The sequence below is a fragment of the Hyphomonas jannaschiana VP2 genome, from assembly GCF_000685215.1.
In the GTDB taxonomy this organism is placed as follows: Bacteria; Pseudomonadota; Alphaproteobacteria; order Caulobacterales; family Hyphomonadaceae; genus Hyphomonas; species Hyphomonas jannaschiana.
Map to the genome: position 1 here is coordinate 250,794 of NZ_ARYJ01000005.1, position 16,172 is coordinate 266,965.

Annotated in this window: 14 protein-coding genes; 8 read left to right on the plus strand and 6 right to left on the minus strand. The window is 61.7% G+C overall.

Translation table 11 applies throughout. The features are described from left to right. The first annotated feature begins 132 nt into the window (after window positions 1-132). Window positions 133-726, plus strand: coding sequence for a polyhydroxyalkanoate synthesis repressor PhaR (gene phaR, locus HJA_RS09795; RefSeq protein ID WP_035581817.1), 594 nt, complete (start codon window positions 133-135; stop codon window positions 724-726). 75 nt (window positions 727-801) lie between these two features. Here phaR and HJA_RS09800 read toward each other — a convergent pair whose 3' ends face one another. Both HJA_RS09800 and HJA_RS09805 read right to left on the minus strand, forming a co-directional pair. Then, on the minus strand, window positions 802-1,269 hold the full coding sequence (locus HJA_RS09800; RefSeq protein WP_035581819.1) for a hypothetical protein: 468 nt from the start codon (window positions 1,267-1,269) through the stop codon (window positions 802-804). A gap of 248 nt (window positions 1,270-1,517) precedes the next feature. Beyond that, window positions 1,518-2,249, minus strand: a complete 732-nt coding sequence (locus HJA_RS09805) for a glycosyltransferase (protein WP_051597558.1) — start codon at window positions 2,247-2,249, stop codon at window positions 1,518-1,520. Between the two features lie 167 nt (window positions 2,250-2,416). Here HJA_RS09805 and HJA_RS09810 point away from each other — a divergent pair, with 167 nt between their 5' ends. Then, window positions 2,417-4,411, plus strand: coding sequence for an ArnT family glycosyltransferase (locus HJA_RS09810; RefSeq protein WP_035581513.1), 1,995 nt, complete (start codon window positions 2,417-2,419; stop codon window positions 4,409-4,411). Here HJA_RS09810 and HJA_RS09815 read toward each other — a convergent pair. Then, on the minus strand, window positions 4,408-6,621 hold the full coding sequence (locus HJA_RS09815) for a TonB-dependent receptor (RefSeq protein WP_035581515.1): 2,214 nt from the start codon (window positions 6,619-6,621) through the stop codon (window positions 4,408-4,410). The genes HJA_RS09810 and HJA_RS09815 overlap by 4 nt on opposite strands. A 191-nt stretch (window positions 6,622-6,812) precedes the next feature. On the opposite strand from HJA_RS09815, the gene HJA_RS09820 reads away from it, so the two are divergent. Next, complete coding sequence (locus tag HJA_RS09820; RefSeq protein ID WP_035581517.1) at window positions 6,813-8,129, plus strand: amidohydrolase; 1,317 nt, start codon at window positions 6,813-6,815, stop codon at window positions 8,127-8,129. A gap of 9 nt (window positions 8,130-8,138) precedes the next feature. Here the strand turns inward: HJA_RS09820 and HJA_RS09825 are convergent, their stop codons facing one another. Both HJA_RS09825 and HJA_RS09830 read right to left on the minus strand, forming a co-directional pair. Next, window positions 8,139-8,711 (minus strand): ActR/PrrA/RegA family redox response regulator transcription factor, encoded by a 573-nt coding sequence (locus tag HJA_RS09825; RefSeq protein ID WP_051597559.1) that lies wholly within the window; start codon window positions 8,709-8,711, stop codon window positions 8,139-8,141. Between the two features lie 48 nt (window positions 8,712-8,759). Further along, a complete protein-coding gene (locus HJA_RS09830) occupies window positions 8,760-10,145 on the minus strand; it encodes an ActS/PrrB/RegB family redox-sensitive histidine kinase (RefSeq protein WP_051597560.1) in 1,386 nt (461 codons plus the stop codon). A gap of 64 nt (window positions 10,146-10,209) precedes the next feature. Here HJA_RS09830 and HJA_RS09835 point away from each other — a divergent pair, with 64 nt between their 5' ends. Continuing rightward, window positions 10,210-10,827, plus strand: coding sequence for an SCO family protein (locus tag HJA_RS09835; protein ID WP_035581824.1), 618 nt, complete (start codon window positions 10,210-10,212; stop codon window positions 10,825-10,827). Window positions 10,828-10,844: 17 nt separating this feature from the next. Here HJA_RS09835 and HJA_RS09840 read toward each other — a convergent pair whose 3' ends face one another. Next, window positions 10,845-11,627: a 3-hydroxybutyrate dehydrogenase gene (locus HJA_RS09840; RefSeq protein WP_035581825.1), complete on the minus strand. Its 783-nt coding sequence runs from the start codon at window positions 11,625-11,627 to the stop codon at window positions 10,845-10,847. Window positions 11,628-11,720: 93 nt separating this feature from the next. Between HJA_RS09840 and HJA_RS09845 the strand changes: the two genes are divergently transcribed. The 4 genes from HJA_RS09845 (at window position 11,721) to HJA_RS09860 (ending at window position 16,145) form a co-directional block, all read left to right on the plus strand. Continuing rightward, window positions 11,721-12,152 carry a DUF350 domain-containing protein gene (locus HJA_RS09845; protein WP_035581519.1) on the plus strand — a complete coding sequence of 144 codons (432 nt, stop codon included), beginning with the start codon at window positions 11,721-11,723 and terminating at the stop codon, window positions 12,150-12,152. Window positions 12,153-12,171: 19 nt separating this feature from the next. Next, the gene (locus HJA_RS09850) at window positions 12,172-12,993 is read left to right on the plus strand and encodes a S1 family peptidase (protein ID WP_035581521.1); all 822 of its coding nucleotides are present in this window, start codon (window positions 12,172-12,174) and stop codon (window positions 12,991-12,993) included. Further along, window positions 12,990-13,874: an orotidine-5'-phosphate decarboxylase gene (gene pyrF, locus HJA_RS09855; protein ID WP_035581523.1), complete on the plus strand. Its 885-nt coding sequence runs from the start codon at window positions 12,990-12,992 to the stop codon at window positions 13,872-13,874. Before HJA_RS09850 ends, pyrF begins: the two co-directional genes overlap by 4 nt. A 117-nt stretch (window positions 13,875-13,991) precedes the next feature. Then, window positions 13,992-16,145, plus strand: a complete 2,154-nt coding sequence (locus tag HJA_RS09860) for a PQQ-dependent dehydrogenase, methanol/ethanol family (protein ID WP_035581525.1) — start codon at window positions 13,992-13,994, stop codon at window positions 16,143-16,145. Window positions 16,146-16,172 lie beyond the last annotated feature (27 nt).

Sequence of the window (16,172 nt, forward strand, 5' to 3'; positions counted from 1 at the left end):
TTGCACTGCAACATGCTTAGCGTTACTGTTGCAGAAACTTCAATAGCGCATTGGTCGCATGCAGATTTTATGCGAGATTGTGCCGCATAGCACAAAAATTGCTTTTCCCGTGGGGAAAGCTGAGGGATGAAAATGGCCAAAGGGACGGGCTCTGCAGAGCCGATCATCATCAAGAAATACGCAAACCGGCGCCTCTACGACACGTCGACATCGTCCTATGTGACGCTCGACCACCTGTCTGAACTGGTCCGCGAGGGCCGGGACTTCGAGGTTCGCGATGCCAAGACGGGCGAGGATCTGACGCGTCAGGTTCTGACGCAGATCATCTTTGAGCAGGAAACCAAGGGCGAGGGCGCCCTGCCGCTGAACTTCCTGCGCCAGCTGATCGGCTTCTATGGCGGCGGCGCGCAGACCTTCCTGCCGGCCTTCCTCGACATGTCGATGAACTCTTTCGCCGAAGCCCAGAAGGAATGGCAGAAAGCTGCCAATCCGATGACCATGTTCGAAAAACAGGCCCGCCGGAACATGGCGATGTTCGAACAGGCCATGAAGATGTTCATGCCGACGCTTTACAATTCGGCAAAGCCTGAAAAGCCTGCCTCGTCTTCTGCGTCCGCCTCTGCGGCCGGGTCGATGATGGAAATGCAGGCTGAGGCACTTGCGAATATGCAGGCGCAAATGTCTGCCATTCAGGACCAGCTGGCAGAGCTTTACCGCAAGGACTGACGCCATCGCGGCATCCGGATACGAAAAAGCCCGCTCGGCTGAGCGGGCTTTTCTGATTTGAGGGCCGGGTTCGGATCAGCCGTGATCGACACCGAAGTCACGCCGGGCAGAGACGATGGTCACCACAACGCCCGCCAGGACATCCAGCAATGTCATCGACATCAGGATGAAGAAGGTGGAGGTCGCGAAGTTCGGCGCCAGCAGGAATTCGATCAGGCAGAGAATGAACAGCATCATCGAAATGGCGTGATTGATGATGGTTGAGGTGCCGGTGCTGGTCGATTTCAGGATTTCCAGAAACAGGAACACGATCGACAGGAGCAGGATGGCGTCGCCCTGCGTCAGCACCCATTTGACGCCGGAAATCATCGGCAGGGAGAAGAAGGTCTCGTTCAGCACGGCCTGGAGCGGGGCGGTGTCGCTGGCGATCACCTGTCCCAGCTCATTGGTCGTGGTCGCCGGGCCGCCAGCCATGACGGCGAGGAGATTGTACAAGGCCACCGGAACGACCAGTAGCGGAAAGATTCCGAAGATTGCACGCATCAAATACCCCTTCTCGGTGCTGCTGCGGGACCCGGCATTTTGCCGTCTGTTCCGGGCGATAAACCCGCCAATGACGGCCGCCTGTGTGTCCTTTTTCATGTTCACTAACCCGTCGCTCAGCGCGTGTTAACACGAGGTGTACCGGATAGTTTCCGGAGAGGCGAGGAAAAATCCCCCGCCGCCTTAACCACCAGTATTCCCGCAAATCGGGCGATTTGCGGGCGGGGTGTCCATGAATTGAAAGCGGATCAGATTTCGTCCGCGCCGCCCGGATTGCGCCGGCGGCGGATCAGCCAGGTAACGCCGCGCAGATCCGAGAAGGCGTCATTCAGGCGGCCGAAATTGGTGTAGTTGGACCGGCCCGCTCCGCGTTCGCGATGGTTCACATCGCGGTATTCCACGCCAAAGCCTTCGGCCCGCATCAGGGCCGGCATGTAGCGGTGCATGTGATCGAAATAGGGCAGCTGAATATAGGCCGCGCGCTGCATCACCTTGATGCCGCAGCCGCTGTCGTCGCAATCATCCTTCAGCATGCGCTTACGGATATTGTTGGCAAAGCGCGAGCCGAAGCGTTTCCAGGCCGTATCCTTGCGCTTGGCGCGGCGGCCCATCACCATTTTCAGGCCTTCCGGCGCATCCCGGCGGGTCAGCTGGCGGTAGAGGTCCGGCAGGTCGGCCGGATCATTCTGGCCGTCGCCGTCCAGCGTGCCGATGACCGGGGCCTTGGCGGCGAGGATACCGGAGCGGATGGCCCGGCTCTGTCCGGCATTCTTCCGGTGACCCAGCACACGCAGCATCGGGTATTGGGTCTTAAGCTCCACCAGCTGGGCGCGGGTGTCGTCGGTCGAGGCATCGTCCACGAACACCATTTCAAAGGCGCGCCCGTCGAGGGCCTTGGCAATCTCGCCGATCAGGGTGGCGACGTTTCCGGCTTCATTGTGCACCGGAACGACGACGGAAAACTCGAGAGCCTGGTCCAATTCCAGATCCCTTCTGCTGGTGCGCCCCCAAGCCGGCGCGCGAAAAGTCTTCGCGTCATACAGAGCGTTCCGCCTGATGGCGAGCCCTCTGGTTCACTTGCCACTGACACAGGCGCAGCGCCCAAAAGCGCAAGACGAAGCGGGCCGAAGCAGTTAGAGGAGGGGACATGACAATGCTCGACCGCCTTTCGACCGGCTGGAAAGCCTGGGTCGCTCTTTTCCTGATCACTTTCAGCGCTGCTGCGCCCGGTGTCTTCATGCTGCCCGCGCTGGACCGCGATGAAAGCCGGTTCGCGCAGGCCTCCAAGCAGATGCTGGAGGATCATGACTATATCCGCATCCAGTATCAGGACGAGCTTCGGAACAAGAAGCCAGCCGGCATTCACTGGCTGCAGGCGGCGTCCACGGCTGTCTTCACCGGCCCGGAAGCCAAGCAGATCTGGACCTATCGCTTCCCCAGCTGGATCGGGGCGAGCCTTGCGGCACTGACCTGTTTCTGGTGCGGCATCCCGCTGATCGGGCGGCGTGCGGCCTTTCTGGGCGCGGCCCTGTTCGGCTCCACCCTGTTGCTGACGTCGGAAGCGCATATTTCCAAGACCGATGCAGTACTGGTCTGTCTGACGACGTTCGGCATCGGTGCCCTGGGGCGGCTTTACATGCGCGAAGGGTCTCCGAAGCGGATGGCGCTCCTGTTCTGGCTCGCCATGGGGCTCGGTTTCCTGATCAAGGGGCCGGTGACGCCAATGGTGGCGGCCTATGCCGGGGCCGGCGTCTGGGTCTGGGGCCGGGCGGAGAACGGCAAGGGGGGCGACTGGTGGCGTCCGCTGCTCTGGTGGCCGGGGCCGCTCCTGTTCTTAGCGCTGGTGTTGCCCTGGTTTACCTGGGTCCAGATCGCGACCAGCGGAGAATTCCTGCAGGGCGCAGTCGGTAAAGACCTGAAAGACAAATTCACCGGCGCCTCTGAAGGTCATGGCGGCTGGCCACTCTATCACCTGACCCACCTTCCAATCTGGTTCTTCCCGGCGATCCTGCTGATCGTGCCGGGGCTCGTAGCGGGGTGGAAAGATGTCCGTCAGGCAACGGCTGCGAGGACAGGCTGGCCCGGTCTGATGATCGGGGGCGCCTTGCTGGCGGCGAGCCTGTTGCTGGCGCTGGTCCTGCCAGCCTCTGCGGCAAACGGCGTGAAGGTTGCCTATCCGGCCGTCCTGCTTCTGGTGTTCTGGTATTTGTCGACGCAGGACGCATGGCGCCGCCGTGCGCCGGTGTCACCTGACGCCCCGGACAGGGTGAAGGGACTGAGGCTGCTCCTGTGCTGGACGCTGCTGACCTGGATTTTCTTCGAACTGATGCCGACCCTGCTCAGCCATTACATCCTTCCAGCCTATCCGGGCATGGCGCTGCTTTGCGGCCATGCTGCGGTGCGGCTGATGGAAGGGGAGAAGATGCCGGTTTCGCGCTGGCTGTCGCTTGCCCTGTTCGGGCTTGGTGCCGGACTCCTGCTGGCGGTGTCCTATCCCGGCGTGACTCACTATTTCATGGCGGAAGCGGCCGGGGATTTCACCACCGCATCCAGTTCTGAGGTATTGGCGACATGGCAGGGGTACCGTGTGTTTCCTGTCTGGCTCTGGTGGGCCGCATTTGCGCTGTGCGGGGTGGCCGCCATTGAGTTCAGCCGTGCCCGGACGGTCATGTCCATCGCGGCGGGTATTGCTGGCGCTTTCGTCATCGGATGGCATATCCGCATCTTCATGTTGCCCAGCCAGATCTGGGTGCAGCCGACCGAGACGGCGCGACTGGCGCTGGAAGATGTGTGCGGCGTGCCCGGAGAAGCCTGCAAGATGACGCCGCCGCAGCGGATCCTTTCGCTCGGTTATGCGGAACCGTCCTACATTCTCACCATGGGCACGCAGAACCTCCACCCGCCGGAAACCCCGCTGGACCTGCCCACGGATATGACGGCGTACCCGGTTGTCTATCTCGTGAACTATGAAGACCGCAAAGCCGAGCCGCCGGTGGCCAAGGAAGTCGAGCATCTGCGTGCACAGGCAAACGGTATGGGACTCTGCATCACAGAGTCCGAGCCGTACTACGCGCTCAACTATTCGAATGGCGATCCGGTGACCTTTGTCGCCATGCGGTTCGGTCGGGAAGGCTGCCCCTAGAAAGTATAGCCGATGCGTACGCCATAAGTGCGCGGATCCGACCGGAATGTGTCATAGCCGATGAAGCCATAGCCGGAGAGCGCATAGTCTTCATCGGTCAGGTTTCGGGCCCACAAGGTGACGTCTATTCCGGGGTTCGCAAAACGGAGGCCCGCTTCTGCCTGAAGCGTCGTGAACCCTTTTTGCATGCGGGACGCCAGGCCCTCCGGATCCAGGTAGTAGCGGCTGCGATACTTTGCGTGCAGTGAGACGTGGCCTTCCGCATTGGAGGGCAGGATGAAGTCATACCGCCCGCCCAGCGTGGCGGAGACGTCTGGTGCGAAGGGCAGGGGGTTGCCGTCGAACTTTCCGGCATTTCCGCCAATGTCGGAGGTCTGGTCGATTTGCGTGTCGAGCAGGGTGAGCCCGCCTTGCAGGGACAGGGCGTCTGTCGCCTGCCAGCGCATATCGGCATCGAGACCATAGACGGTGGCGGCGTCGAGGTTGGACAGGGAATTTGACGTGATGCTGGAACCGTCCGGAAGCGGAAAGTTCACGAAGATGCGTGCCTGGGGGGCGTCATAGTCCTGCCAGAACAGGGCCGCGTTCCAGATGAAGCGGCTGGAGGGCTCTGATTTGAAGCCGGTCTCATAGGCTGTGACCGTTTCCGCATCGAACAGGCCTTCGTCGGAAAAATGGGTGGCATTGTTCTGCACTTCCCCATTGAACCCGCCGGATTTGTAGCTGTTTGCGACAGACACATAGGCCGTGCCTGCACCCGTCTCATAGGCCAGCGCAACATTGCCGGTGAGCTTGGTGTCTTCGATGTCGTTTGCACCGGCGGCGAGGCCAAGCCCACCGACATTGTTGTATCCGACTGTGCCGTCATCGAAGATGTGCCGTCCTGCGCCGGCGCCTTCGATCGTCTCCTGCGTGATCCGGGCACCGAGCGTGGCGGTAAGCCGGTCAGTCAGCGACACCTCATTATAGGTGAAGGCCGCAAGGACAGATCGTTCCTGCCGGATGTCGGTGATCAGCGTCATTGCGGTTCCATCCGAAACAGGGGCAGGCCCTGCGCGGCTGGCGGCACCCACATAAGGGCAGGTGCCGAGAAGTGTGTCGGGATCCAGTTCTCCGCACCAGATCGTATAGGTCTGGCTGAAGTCCTCTGCTGCGGCATAGATCCCGAACAGGGTGGAGCCGCGAGTGCGCTCTGTCTTCAGGCGGATTTCCTGAGAGTACTGTCTGAAATTCCGATCATAGGAGAGGTTTGCATTGAAGAGCGGGTTGCCGAAGAGAGCCACGCCGCCGTCAAAGTCAAATCCGTAAGACTGGTTGAAGCCCTCAAACGCGGTGAGAGAGGTCAGCGTCCATTCGCCGATGTCGCGGACATATTCTGCGGACGTGCCATAGAATTCATTGTCGGTATCCTGAATACCATCGCTTCCAACGGAAATATCATGATCCGACAGGCCAAGCGTGTCGTTTCGCGGCGCGGCATTGACGCCATTGTCTTCCTCATAGTGGGTGCGGATCAGCAGGGAGCCGCCAAGCGTGTCTTCCGAGCTGAGCCCAAGCCGCAGGCCGAACTCGTCGCGTATGCCACCAGCTGCATCCGGTCCGCCGGTGTTGTCGAGCGCCGCATCGCGGGAGAGGTAGCGGCCGGCGAGGCGGTAGCTGAAACCGCCAGAGGTCTGTCCGTACGCGCCTTCCACATCAGTGCGCTTCAGATTGCCAAATCCGGCCCGCAGATAGCGGGACTGGCCATCTTCCGGGCGGGCGGTCAGGAAGCTGATTGCGCCAGAGGATGCATTACGCCCGAACAATGTGCCTTGCGGGCCTTTCAGCACCTCGATGCCGGAAAGGTCGTAGAGCATCAGTCCGGTCTGCACATTTGTTGCCAGCAGGACGCCGTCGGAATAGACCGCCGCGGCGCCGGGGGTTAGCGCCTGATGATCCACAGCGCCGATTCCGCGGATCTGGAAGGCCACCTGGGTGCCGTTGGCCACAGCGGCTTCCACGCCGGTCAGCAGGTCCGTCACATCCTCGGCGCCGAGATAGGCGGAGGCGAGCCCGAGCTCCTCCCCGCCGATGACGCTGACCGACATCGGGATTTCGCTGAGCGGAGTCTGGCCGGCTGTTGCGGTTGTCACGACGGGGTCGAGCCTTGCCGGAGCATCCTCCGGTTCGGCGATGAAGGTTGATGCGGCGAGAATAAGCGCAAGAGACATTTGGCGGGGCCCTTCTTTGGGAAGAGGGCGCTTATCAGGCTTGGCGAAAGCGTATCAACAGGTTCGCTGCGGCAAGTCTGCTAAAGTGACTTTGCACTTTACTTGCTGCAGGTTCGCCTTGGCCCGAAAGGTCGGTGATTTACACCGCAGGGCATGGCGCATAGCCTGCGGCCAACAGCGGGAGACATCACATGAACTGGAAGCTTCGGGCGTGCGCCGCCTCATTGATCGCACTTGGAACGGCAGGTCTGGCCGCAGCCGACAGCGATCTCCGCGCGGCGATCGACAAGGATTATCAGGAGAATCTCGGACCGCTGTTCCAGTATTTCCACCAGCACCCGGAGCTCTCCTTCCTGGAGACTGAAACCGCCCAGCGGCTTGCCTCCGAACTGCGCGCCCTTGGCTATGATGTCACCGAAGGCGTTGGTGGCACCGGCGTGGTGGCGGTGATGAAAAACGGCGATGGCCCGACAGTCCTGATGCGCGCCGATATGGATGGCCTGCCGCTGAAAGAAGACAGCGGTGTCGCTTATCCCTCGACGGTCACGCAGGTGGACATTGATGGCGTTGAGAAGCCGGTAATGCATGCCTGCGGGCACGATGTGCACATCACATCGCTGGTTGGTGCTGCCCGCCAGATGGCCGCACGCAAGGACGCGTGGTCCGGCACGCTGGTGCTGGTCGGCCAGCCCGCCGAGGAGCGGATCGGCGGCGCCCGCGCGATGATCCAGGACGGGCTCTATGAGCGTTTCCCGAAGCCGGACTATGCGATTGCCTTCCATGTTGCGGCGGAACTTGAGGCTGGAAAGATCCAGGTGCCGCTGGAACAGGTCGCATCCAGTTCCGACAGTGTCGACATCATCGTCCACGGTGTCGGTGCACACGGGGCATATCCGCATATGGGCATCGACCCGGTCCTGGTGGCATCGCAGATCGTGGTCTCCCTCCAGTCGATCGTCTCGCGGTCGATTGCGCCGCTGGAGCCGGGCGTGATCACGGTGGGAGCCATTCACGGTGGCTTCAAGCACAACATCATCGGCGACAAGGTCGAGATGCAGATCACAGTCCGCTCCGACGATCCGGAAGTGCGTGAAGAATTGTTGGACGGCATCGACCGGGTGGCGCGCGGTGTCGCGATCTCGATGAATGTGCCTGAAGATCTGATGCCGGAAGTCATCCGCTCTGAAACGGAAACCACACCGCCAACCATCAATGACCCGGCGACCGCCCAGCGCCTTCGCGATGCATTTGCCACCCGTATTTCAGACAGTGTGCTGGTCGATCCGCCGCGCGACGGCATGGGGGCAGAGGATTTTGCCTATTTCGTCACGCCCGATACCGGCGTGAAAGGCGTCTATTTCAATGTTGGCGGTACACCGGCCGATAAGCTGGAAAATGCCGCGTCCCACCATTCTCCGTTCTTCAGGATCTGGCCGGAGCCGTCAGTGGAACTGGGCACGGAAGCCATGGTCATCGGGGCGATGACTCTGATGCCGGCGAAGGACTGACGGGAAGGATCAGCGCGGCGCGCGCTTGGCGAGAATCCGCTGCAGCGTGCGCCGGTGCATGTTCAGGCGCCGGGCCGTTTCCGAGACATTGTGATTGCACAGCTCATACACGCGCTGGATGTGTTCCCAGCGCACCCGGTCGGCCGACATCGGGTTTTCCGGCGGCGCCGGTTTTTCGTCTGTGGTGGCCGTTAGGGCGCGGATGATGTCTTCCACATCTGCAGGCTTTGAAAGGTAGTCGACAGCGCCCGCTTTCACGGCAGCGACGGCGGTGGCGATGGCGCCATAGCCGGTCAGGATCACGGCCCGGGCTTCAGGGCGGCTTTTCTGCAGAACTTCCACCACATCAAGGCCGCTGCCATCTTCCAGGCGCAGGTCCAGAACGGCGAAAGCCGGCGGGTTCAGACGGGCAATATCCTTGCCTTCTGCAACATTGGTAACAGCAGAGACGATGAATCCGCGCTGGGCGAGGGCCCGGGCAAGTCGTTGCACGAACGGGCCGTCATCATCCATCACGAGACAGGAGCGGTCTTCGACCCCTTCGAGACTCTCATGAAGATTGATATTTACTGGCCGTTCCATGCTCAGCTTCCCTCGCTACCTGATTCTTCTATAGGGGTTCCAAATCAATTAATCCAACGCGGATGCTTCAAGAGCTGCACGTGGCCAGAGGGCCTGAACGATGGCGCCAGTCCGGGGGGGCGTGCGGTTTCTTGTGGCGATCCTGCCGCCGGTGCGTTCGATCAGGGTTTTTGCAATAAAGAAGCCAAGTCCCATGTCTCCGCCGCCGAGATGTGCTTCACTCCGCTCCGAGACATAGGGTTCGCCGAGCTTCGGCAGAACTTCCTGCGCAAAGCCAGGCCCGTCATCGCTGATTGAGATCATGATCTGGTCCGCCGTCCAGCTGGCCTGCGCGGTGACCTTTGAATCGGCGAAACTGACGGCGTTTTCAACGAAAGCGCTGATGGCATGTAGGATTTCGGGGCTGCGGTTCAGGATAGGCGGACGGTCGTCGGCCTCGTCTTCGCCGGGCCGGACGACCACTTCCACGGCAACGCCGAGACCTTTGAAGGGGGCCGCCGCTTCAGCGACCAGCGCATCAAGGGTCACGCGGGCGTGGACGATGTCGGTCGCTTCGCGAGCCTCACGGATCGTGGCGAGAATGGTCCGGCAGCGGTCTGCCTGTTCGGCCAGCAGGGTCAGGTCTTCATATTTCGGATCGTCCGGCGGTGTTTCCGCCATCAATTCCTTGGCGACGAGGTGAATGGTCGCCAGCGGGGTGCCGAGTTCATGCGTCGTCATGGCGGACATCGCGCCAATAGCGGAGAGTTTCTGCTCCCGGGCCATGACAATGCTGGCCGCATCGAGGGCGCGGACAAGCTTGGCCTCGTCCTGGCTGACGCGTCCGGCCGACACGGCGAAGAAGACGACGCCAACAGCAAGGGCGGCGAACTGGCCGAGGTGGAACAGGGGCGGCAATTCCACCAGCGCGCCATTGATCCAGGGCAGGGGCAGGGAAATCAGCGGCATGAAGGCGGCCAGCGTCAGCGCCAGCAGTGCGATCAGCACAGCCCGCATAGGCGACAGGCTGAGCGCCGCCACGGTCACCGGCGCGACCAGTAACAACAGGAAGGGGTTCGACAGACCGCCTGTCACGGCCACCAGGGCCGCAAGCTGGACCGTGTCGAAAGCGAGTTGGAGAGAAGCCTCCCAGCCGCGTGTCAGGCGCTGGCTCTGAAAGGCAAATGACAGGAAGACGTTCAGCCACGCCGACGCGGCTATGATCGCAAGACACGCAGCGAGTGGCAGGTCGAAGCCCAGGACAAAGAACACGAACAGCACAGCGGCTGTCTGTCCGCCCACCGCCAGCCAACGCAAGGCGATGAAGGTACGCAATCGCGTGCGTCCAAGCGCCGACTGGGCAGACCCCAGCCCTTCCGGGGCAAGGGTGAAGATGGCATCATCGAAACCGAGCCTGTCGGCGCGGTTCATATCCTGGCGGGACGGATCACTCATTTGTGTCTTATGCGGCAGCGTGACGCCCTCGCCAAGCGGCGGTAGGCCGTCCTAGAGGATGATCATGACCAGACTTCGTATGACTTCCGCCATGCTCGGTGTGCTGCTTGTGGCCGCCTGCGGCCCCGCAAAACCTGCTGAACCTTCTGCCGGCGGCTCAGCTGGCGGCTGCATGTCGCGGGCCTACCCGAACATCGGTGGGCCGATCTCGTTGGTGAACCAGGCCGGGGAAGCGGTTACGGAAGAGACCTATAAAGGCCACCCGACGCTGATCTATTTTGGCTTCACCTATTGTCCGGATGTCTGTCCGATGACGCTGGTGACCGTGAAGCGCGCTTATGACCGCCTCCCGGAGGATGTCACACCGCCTCAGACATTGCTCATTTCCATCGATCCGGAGCGGGATACGCCGGAACAGCTGGCGCAATATGTGTCGACCAAAGCGTTCCCGGCCAATCTGCAGGGCCTGACAGGGACACCGGAACAGGTCCGGTCGGCGGCAGATGCCTTCCTGGCGGATTATTCGCGGATCGAGCAGCCCGACAGCGCCAGTGAGTACTCCATGGATCACACCTCGCTGCTCTACCTGATGGATGAAGACTGGAAGCTGAAAACCTTCTTCACCCATGAGGACACGGACGAAACCATCGCCACCTGCCTGACAGAATTGCTGGAAGAATAGTCGCCTGGCTGCCGGGCCTAGTGGGCCGTCCAGCCGCCATCGATCGGCAGCAGGGCGCCATTGATCTGGTCGGCCGCCGGAGAGCAGAGGAAGGCAGCCATTTCGCCGATCTGCTCAACGGTCACGAATTCCTTAGTCGGCTGGGCTTCGAGCAGCACGTCCTTGACCACTTCGTCTTCGGTGATCCCGCGGGCCTTGGCCGTGTCGGCGATCTGGGCATCGACCAGCGGCGTGTGGACATAGCCGGGGCAGATCGCGTTGCAGCGAATGCCGTGGGTCGCTCCTTCGAGTGCCACAGTCTTGGTCAGGCCGGCAATGCCGTGCTTGGCGGCTACATAAGCGGCCTTGTAGGGCGATGCGACCAGCGCATGCGCTGAGGCCGTCTGGATAATCCTGCCCCAGCCTTTTTCCTTCATGCCCGGCATGGCGAGACGGATCGTGTGGAAGGCGGCTGACAGGTTCAGCGCAATGATGAGGTTCCACTTGTCGACCGGAAAATCCTCGATCGGGGACACATGCTGCATGCCGGCATTGTTGACCAGGATGTCGGCGCCGCCGAATTCGTCCTGGACATAGGTCATCATGTTCTCGATTGCCGGAATCCGAGTGAGATCGGCGCTGGAATAACCCACCATCACGGAGTGATCTGCAGCAATCTTGCGTTTCAGCGTGTCGATTTCACCGGCATCGCCAAACCCGTTGAGCACGATGTTGCACCCCTCCGCCGCCAGCCGGACAGCGATGGCTTTGCCAATGCCGCTCGTGGAGCCGGTGATAAGGGCTGTTTTACCTTTCAGCATGATGGTCTCCTTGAGCGGCGGGAACGCCATGTTAGAAATAGGGCCGGGCTCCCGCCGGGTCACCACTATAATCACACAGGATTATCAGGAATTATGGGCGGAGAAATCGGTGCTTTTGTCGAGGCGTTTCCTCGTTTCCTGATCTGGACAGCCAGCGCTGGTGTCATGCTGGTCATCGCCAGCACGATTTATGTCCTGCTGACACCCTGGAAGGAATTTGCTGAAGTCCGCCGAGGAAATACGGCGGCTGGCCTGGCACTTGGTGGCGCGATTACCGGCCTGGCCTTGCCGATGTCTTCTGCGCTGGCGTCCAGCGTCACATTGATCGATTTCGCAATCTGGGGCGTGGTTGCGCTGCTGTTGCAGTTGATTGTCTATCGGCTGGTTGACCTTCTTCTGGGCGGCTTGCCGAGGCGGATCGAGGAAGATGAGGCCGGTGCCGCGGTCGTTCTGGTCGCTGCGAAACTCGCATCTGCCCTCATTCTTGCCGCAGGCTTGTGGGATCCTGCGCTTCAACGGTTCTGATTAGGAGCGCGAAAGCCCCGTGCGGAAGTTCGACTGGCTGCTTTATGTCTCGGTGCTCGGGCTGATTGTCTTTGTCCTGTTCGCGCAGGGCGATCATGTGGACGCGCCCGAGGCGCCGCCGACCGTGCTGGAAGCGGACGGGCCGACCCTGCCGCCGCCTTCACCGCTGGACGAGCAGATCCTGATCCAGGTGGATGCTCCCAAGGACGGCATCGGCACCGCCTTCGCGGTAAACCGCAAGGGCCAGTGGATTACCGCCAGGCATGTGGTTGATGGGTGCGATTCCGTTGGCCTGCTCGTGGCACCTGGCCAGTATGTGCCGGTGGAGTCCGTCACGCTGGACCCGGATTTTGATCTTGCCCTGATTTCGACGGGCCGCAGCCCGAACCCGGTTCAGCTGGATCTCGCCTCACCCCTCCGTATTGGCAGCGAAGGCTATCATGTCGGTTATCCGCAAGGCCGTCCCGGGGAAGTGGCGACGCGGCTGATGTCCCGGTCGAAGCTGATAACGCGCGGGCGGCGGGAGAATTCCGAACCGATCCTCGCCTGGGCAGAGTTCGGCCGGACACGCGGTCTCGATGGCACGTTGGGCGGCATCTCAGGCGGCCCGGTCTTCGACGCCGGAGGACGTGTGCGCGGCGTGATCGTCGCCGAAAGCCCGCGCCGGGGACGTATTTATACAACTGCGCCATCCTCGGTCGAAGCCTTCCTGACGCGCCTCAATGTCGATCCGGAAGATGGGCCTGCCGAGGCCTTTGATGAACAGACGTATGGACCACGTTCCGACAATGCCCGGCGTCTGTTGCAAGTGGTGAAGGTTGCCTGCAAGGTATCGCCATGACCCGTTTTGCAGACCGCCTCATCGATGCTGCGCGCCAGCATGGGCCGCTTTGTGCCGGCATCGATCCGCATGCCGGGCGTATCCCGGCGCTGTTCGGCGGGGATACGCCGGACGGGCTTGAAGCCTGGGGGCTTGCCCTTGTCCGGGCCTTTGAGGGCCGCGTCGCCTGTGTGAAGCCACAAGTGGCCCTGTTCGAGCGCCACGGGCCGGAAGGTATGAAGGCCCTGCAGACGGTGTCGCGCGCTGCAAAGGAAGCAGGGCTGATTGTCCTGATGGATGCCAAGCGCGGCGACATCGGCTCGACCGCCGAAGGCTATGCGGCGGCCTATCTCGGAAAGCATGCGCCTTTCCATGCGGATGCGCTGACGGTGAACCCATATATGGGCCTCGATACGCTGGAGCCGTACGTCCGCGAGGGTGAGGCGAACGGGAAGGGGGTTATCGTGCTGGTGCGCACATCGAATCCCGGCTCGGCAGATTTCCAGTCGAAAAACCTTGAAGGCGCGCCGCTTTATGCCCGCGTCGGCGAGGCACTTGCGCCGCTGGCCGAGCGCCTGATGGGCCAGTCCGGCTGGTCCGGTCTGATGATGGTGACCGGAGCGACCGGCCCGGCGGAAGCCCGGGCAATCCGGACGCTGGCACCGAAATCCCTGTTCCTCGTCCCGGGCTATGGCGCTCAAGGCGCCCCGGCTGCAGACGCGATGGCCGGTTTCGTGCCCGGCCCGGCAGGGCTTGAAGGCGGCGTGGTCAGTGCGTCGCGTTCCGTGAACTTCCCGGCCGGAACGGAAACGGCGCCGGATGTGGAAACCTGGACCGGAATGGTGCGCGATGCGGTCGCAGCCGCTCAGGCCGATCTGAAAGGGGTGATGACCCCGGCCTGACGCACGTCTTCTGCCCTAGGGTCACACCTCGACAAACCGCCCCGAAAGACTAGCATTGCGACAACCAAGGCGGCGCCAAGACCGCTTTTGCACAATGTCGAGGGGAGGAACACCGACATGGCCGCTTTGAGCCGAATTTTTCTGGCAGGATCTGCGCTGGCATTGCTGGCGGCATGTGGTCCCAAGGAAACCGCACCTGCGCCCGCACCGGAAGCCAAAGCCTTTGCCGCTGTCGACACCGCAAGGATCGAAACGGCCTCGGCCGGCGCGGAATGGCTGACTTATGGCGGCACATATGACGAGCAGCGCCACTCGTCTCTGGATGCGGTGAACAAGGACAATGTCGATCAGCTGGGTGTCGCCTGGACGTTCGACCTTGCAACCAACCGTGGCGTCGAAGTCACGCCGGTCGTCGTCGATGGCGTGATGTTCGTGACGTCCGCCTGGTCGGTCGTTTATGCGCTCGACGCCAAGACAGGCGAAATGCTCTGGGAACATGATCCGGACGTTGACCGCGCCGTTGGCGTGAATGCCTGTTGCGATGTCGTGAATCGCGGTGTCGCTGTCTATGACGGCAAGATCTATGTCGGCATCATTGATGGCCGCCTTCAGGCACTGGACGCCAAGACGGGCGATCTTGTCTGGGAAACAGTGACGGTTGACCAGTCCAAGCCTTACACGATCACCGGCGCGCCGCGTGTCGTGAATGGCAAGGTCCTGATCGGCAATGGCGGTGCGGAACTCGGCGTGCGCGGTTACCTGTCTGCTTATGATGCGGAGACCGGTGACAGGGTCTGGCGCTTCTACACCGTGCCCAACCCGCAGAAACAGCCGGATGGTGAAGTGTCTGACACGGCCTTCGAACAGATCGGCAATGCGACGTGGGGTGATGAAGGTGCCTGGGTCACCGATGGCGGTGGCGGCACTGTCTGGGATTCCATTGTCTATGACGAAGTGAATGACCAGATCATCTTCGGGGTCGGTAACGGGTCTCCGTGGAATCGGACGTTCCGCGATCCGTCGGCCGGGGACAATCTGTTCCTGTCTTCCATCGTCGCCGTCGATGCGAATACCGGCGAGTACAAGTGGCACTTCCAGACGACGCCCGGAGACAACTGGGATTATACCGCGACGCAGACGATCATCCTGGCGGACCTGCCGCTCGGAGAGGGCGGGGCGCCGCGCCGGGTCGCTATGCAGGCACCCAAGAATGGTTTCTTCTACGTGATCGATGCGGCCACCGGCGAGTTCATTTCCGGCGATGCGTTCGTGCCCCTCAACTGGGCCACTGGTCTGGATGAAAACGGCAGGCCCATCGAAGTGCCCGAGGCACGCTATGGCAAGGTGCCGTACAATCAGCTTCCCGGTCCGCTCGGGGCGCACAACTGGCACCCGATGGCCTTCAACCCGGATCTGAACCTTGCCTATATCCCGGCGCAGGAAATCCCGCAGGCTTATGCTGAAGACCCGCGCTTCTTCACCAAGGAAATCAAGTGGAATACAGGCGCAGACTTCTCCGCCGGTGTCCCGACCGTGGCCACGCCGGAAGTGGCGAAATTCCTGCGTTCCACCCTCAAGGGGCGCCTGATTGCCTGGGACCCGGTGGCACGTGAACCGCGCTGGACCGTGGAACACGGCAATGCCTGGAATGGCGGTGTGCTGTCCACCGCGGGGGGGCTTGTCTTCCAGGGCAAGCTCAACGGTGACTTCGTTGCCTATGACGCCGCCACAGGGGACAAGCTCTGGAGCCGGAACGTCAAGTCAGGCGCCGGCGCCGGCCCAGGCACCTATATGATCGATGGCGAACAGTATGTGACCATCGCGACCGGCTGGGGCAGCGCTTTCGCCCTTTCGGCCGGATTTGCCTATGACGAAAAAGTGCCATCCACCGTCGGCAAGATTGTGACGTTCAAATTGGGTGGCACCGGTGAAATTCCGGATGCGGACCTGCCGGCTATTGACCGGACACCGAAGGCCGAACCCTTCGGCACCGAGGCACAGCTTGCCGAAGGCGTCGTCGATTACGCTCGTAACTGCGCCGTGTGCCATGGCCCGCTGGCGGTGAGCTCGGGCGTGCTGCCGGACCTGCGCTGGTCGGCGATTTCGGCAAATCCGGACTCCTGGAAAGGCGTGGTTCTTGAAGGGCACTATTCCGCCAATGGCATGGTGTCGTTCGCAGACTATCTCAGCGAGGACGATGTCGAAGCGATCCGCGCCTATGTTCTGGCACAGGCCCATGCGGCTGCCGCAGCGGACGACAGCGGCGAATAGCGCTGATTTCCCACTTGCTGCCCCGCT

Bases quoted from the DNA above. Each gene is read 5' to 3' on its own strand.
- phaR (WP_035581817.1), top strand. From the start codon at position 133: ATGGCCAAAGGGACGGGCTCTGCAGAGCCGATCATCATCAAGAAATAC.
- HJA_RS09835 (WP_035581824.1), top strand. From the start codon at position 10,210: ATGACCAGACTTCGTATGACTTCCGCCATGCTCGGTGTGCTGCTTGTG.
- HJA_RS09800 (WP_035581819.1), bottom strand. From the start codon at position 1,269: ATGCGTGCAATCTTCGGAATCTTTCCGCTACTGGTCGTTCCGGTGGCC.
- HJA_RS09860 (WP_035581525.1), top strand. From the start codon at position 13,992: ATGGCCGCTTTGAGCCGAATTTTTCTGGCAGGATCTGCGCTGGCATTG.
- HJA_RS09820 (WP_035581517.1), top strand. From the start codon at position 6,813: ATGAACTGGAAGCTTCGGGCGTGCGCCGCCTCATTGATCGCACTTGGA.
- HJA_RS09840 (WP_035581825.1), bottom strand. From the start codon at position 11,627: ATGCTGAAAGGTAAAACAGCCCTTATCACCGGCTCCACGAGCGGCATT.
- HJA_RS09815 (WP_035581515.1), bottom strand. From the start codon at position 6,621: ATGTCTCTTGCGCTTATTCTCGCCGCATCAACCTTCATCGCCGAACCG.
- HJA_RS09810 (WP_035581513.1), top strand. From the start codon at position 2,417: ATGACAATGCTCGACCGCCTTTCGACCGGCTGGAAAGCCTGGGTCGCT.
- HJA_RS09845 (WP_035581519.1), top strand. From the start codon at position 11,721: ATGGGCGGAGAAATCGGTGCTTTTGTCGAGGCGTTTCCTCGTTTCCTG.
- HJA_RS09825 (WP_051597559.1), bottom strand. From the start codon at position 8,711: ATGGAACGGCCAGTAAATATCAATCTTCATGAGAGTCTCGAAGGGGTC.
- pyrF (WP_035581523.1), top strand. From the start codon at position 12,990: ATGACCCGTTTTGCAGACCGCCTCATCGATGCTGCGCGCCAGCATGGG.
- HJA_RS09830 (WP_051597560.1), bottom strand. From the start codon at position 10,145: ATGAGTGATCCGTCCCGCCAGGATATGAACCGCGCCGACAGGCTCGGT.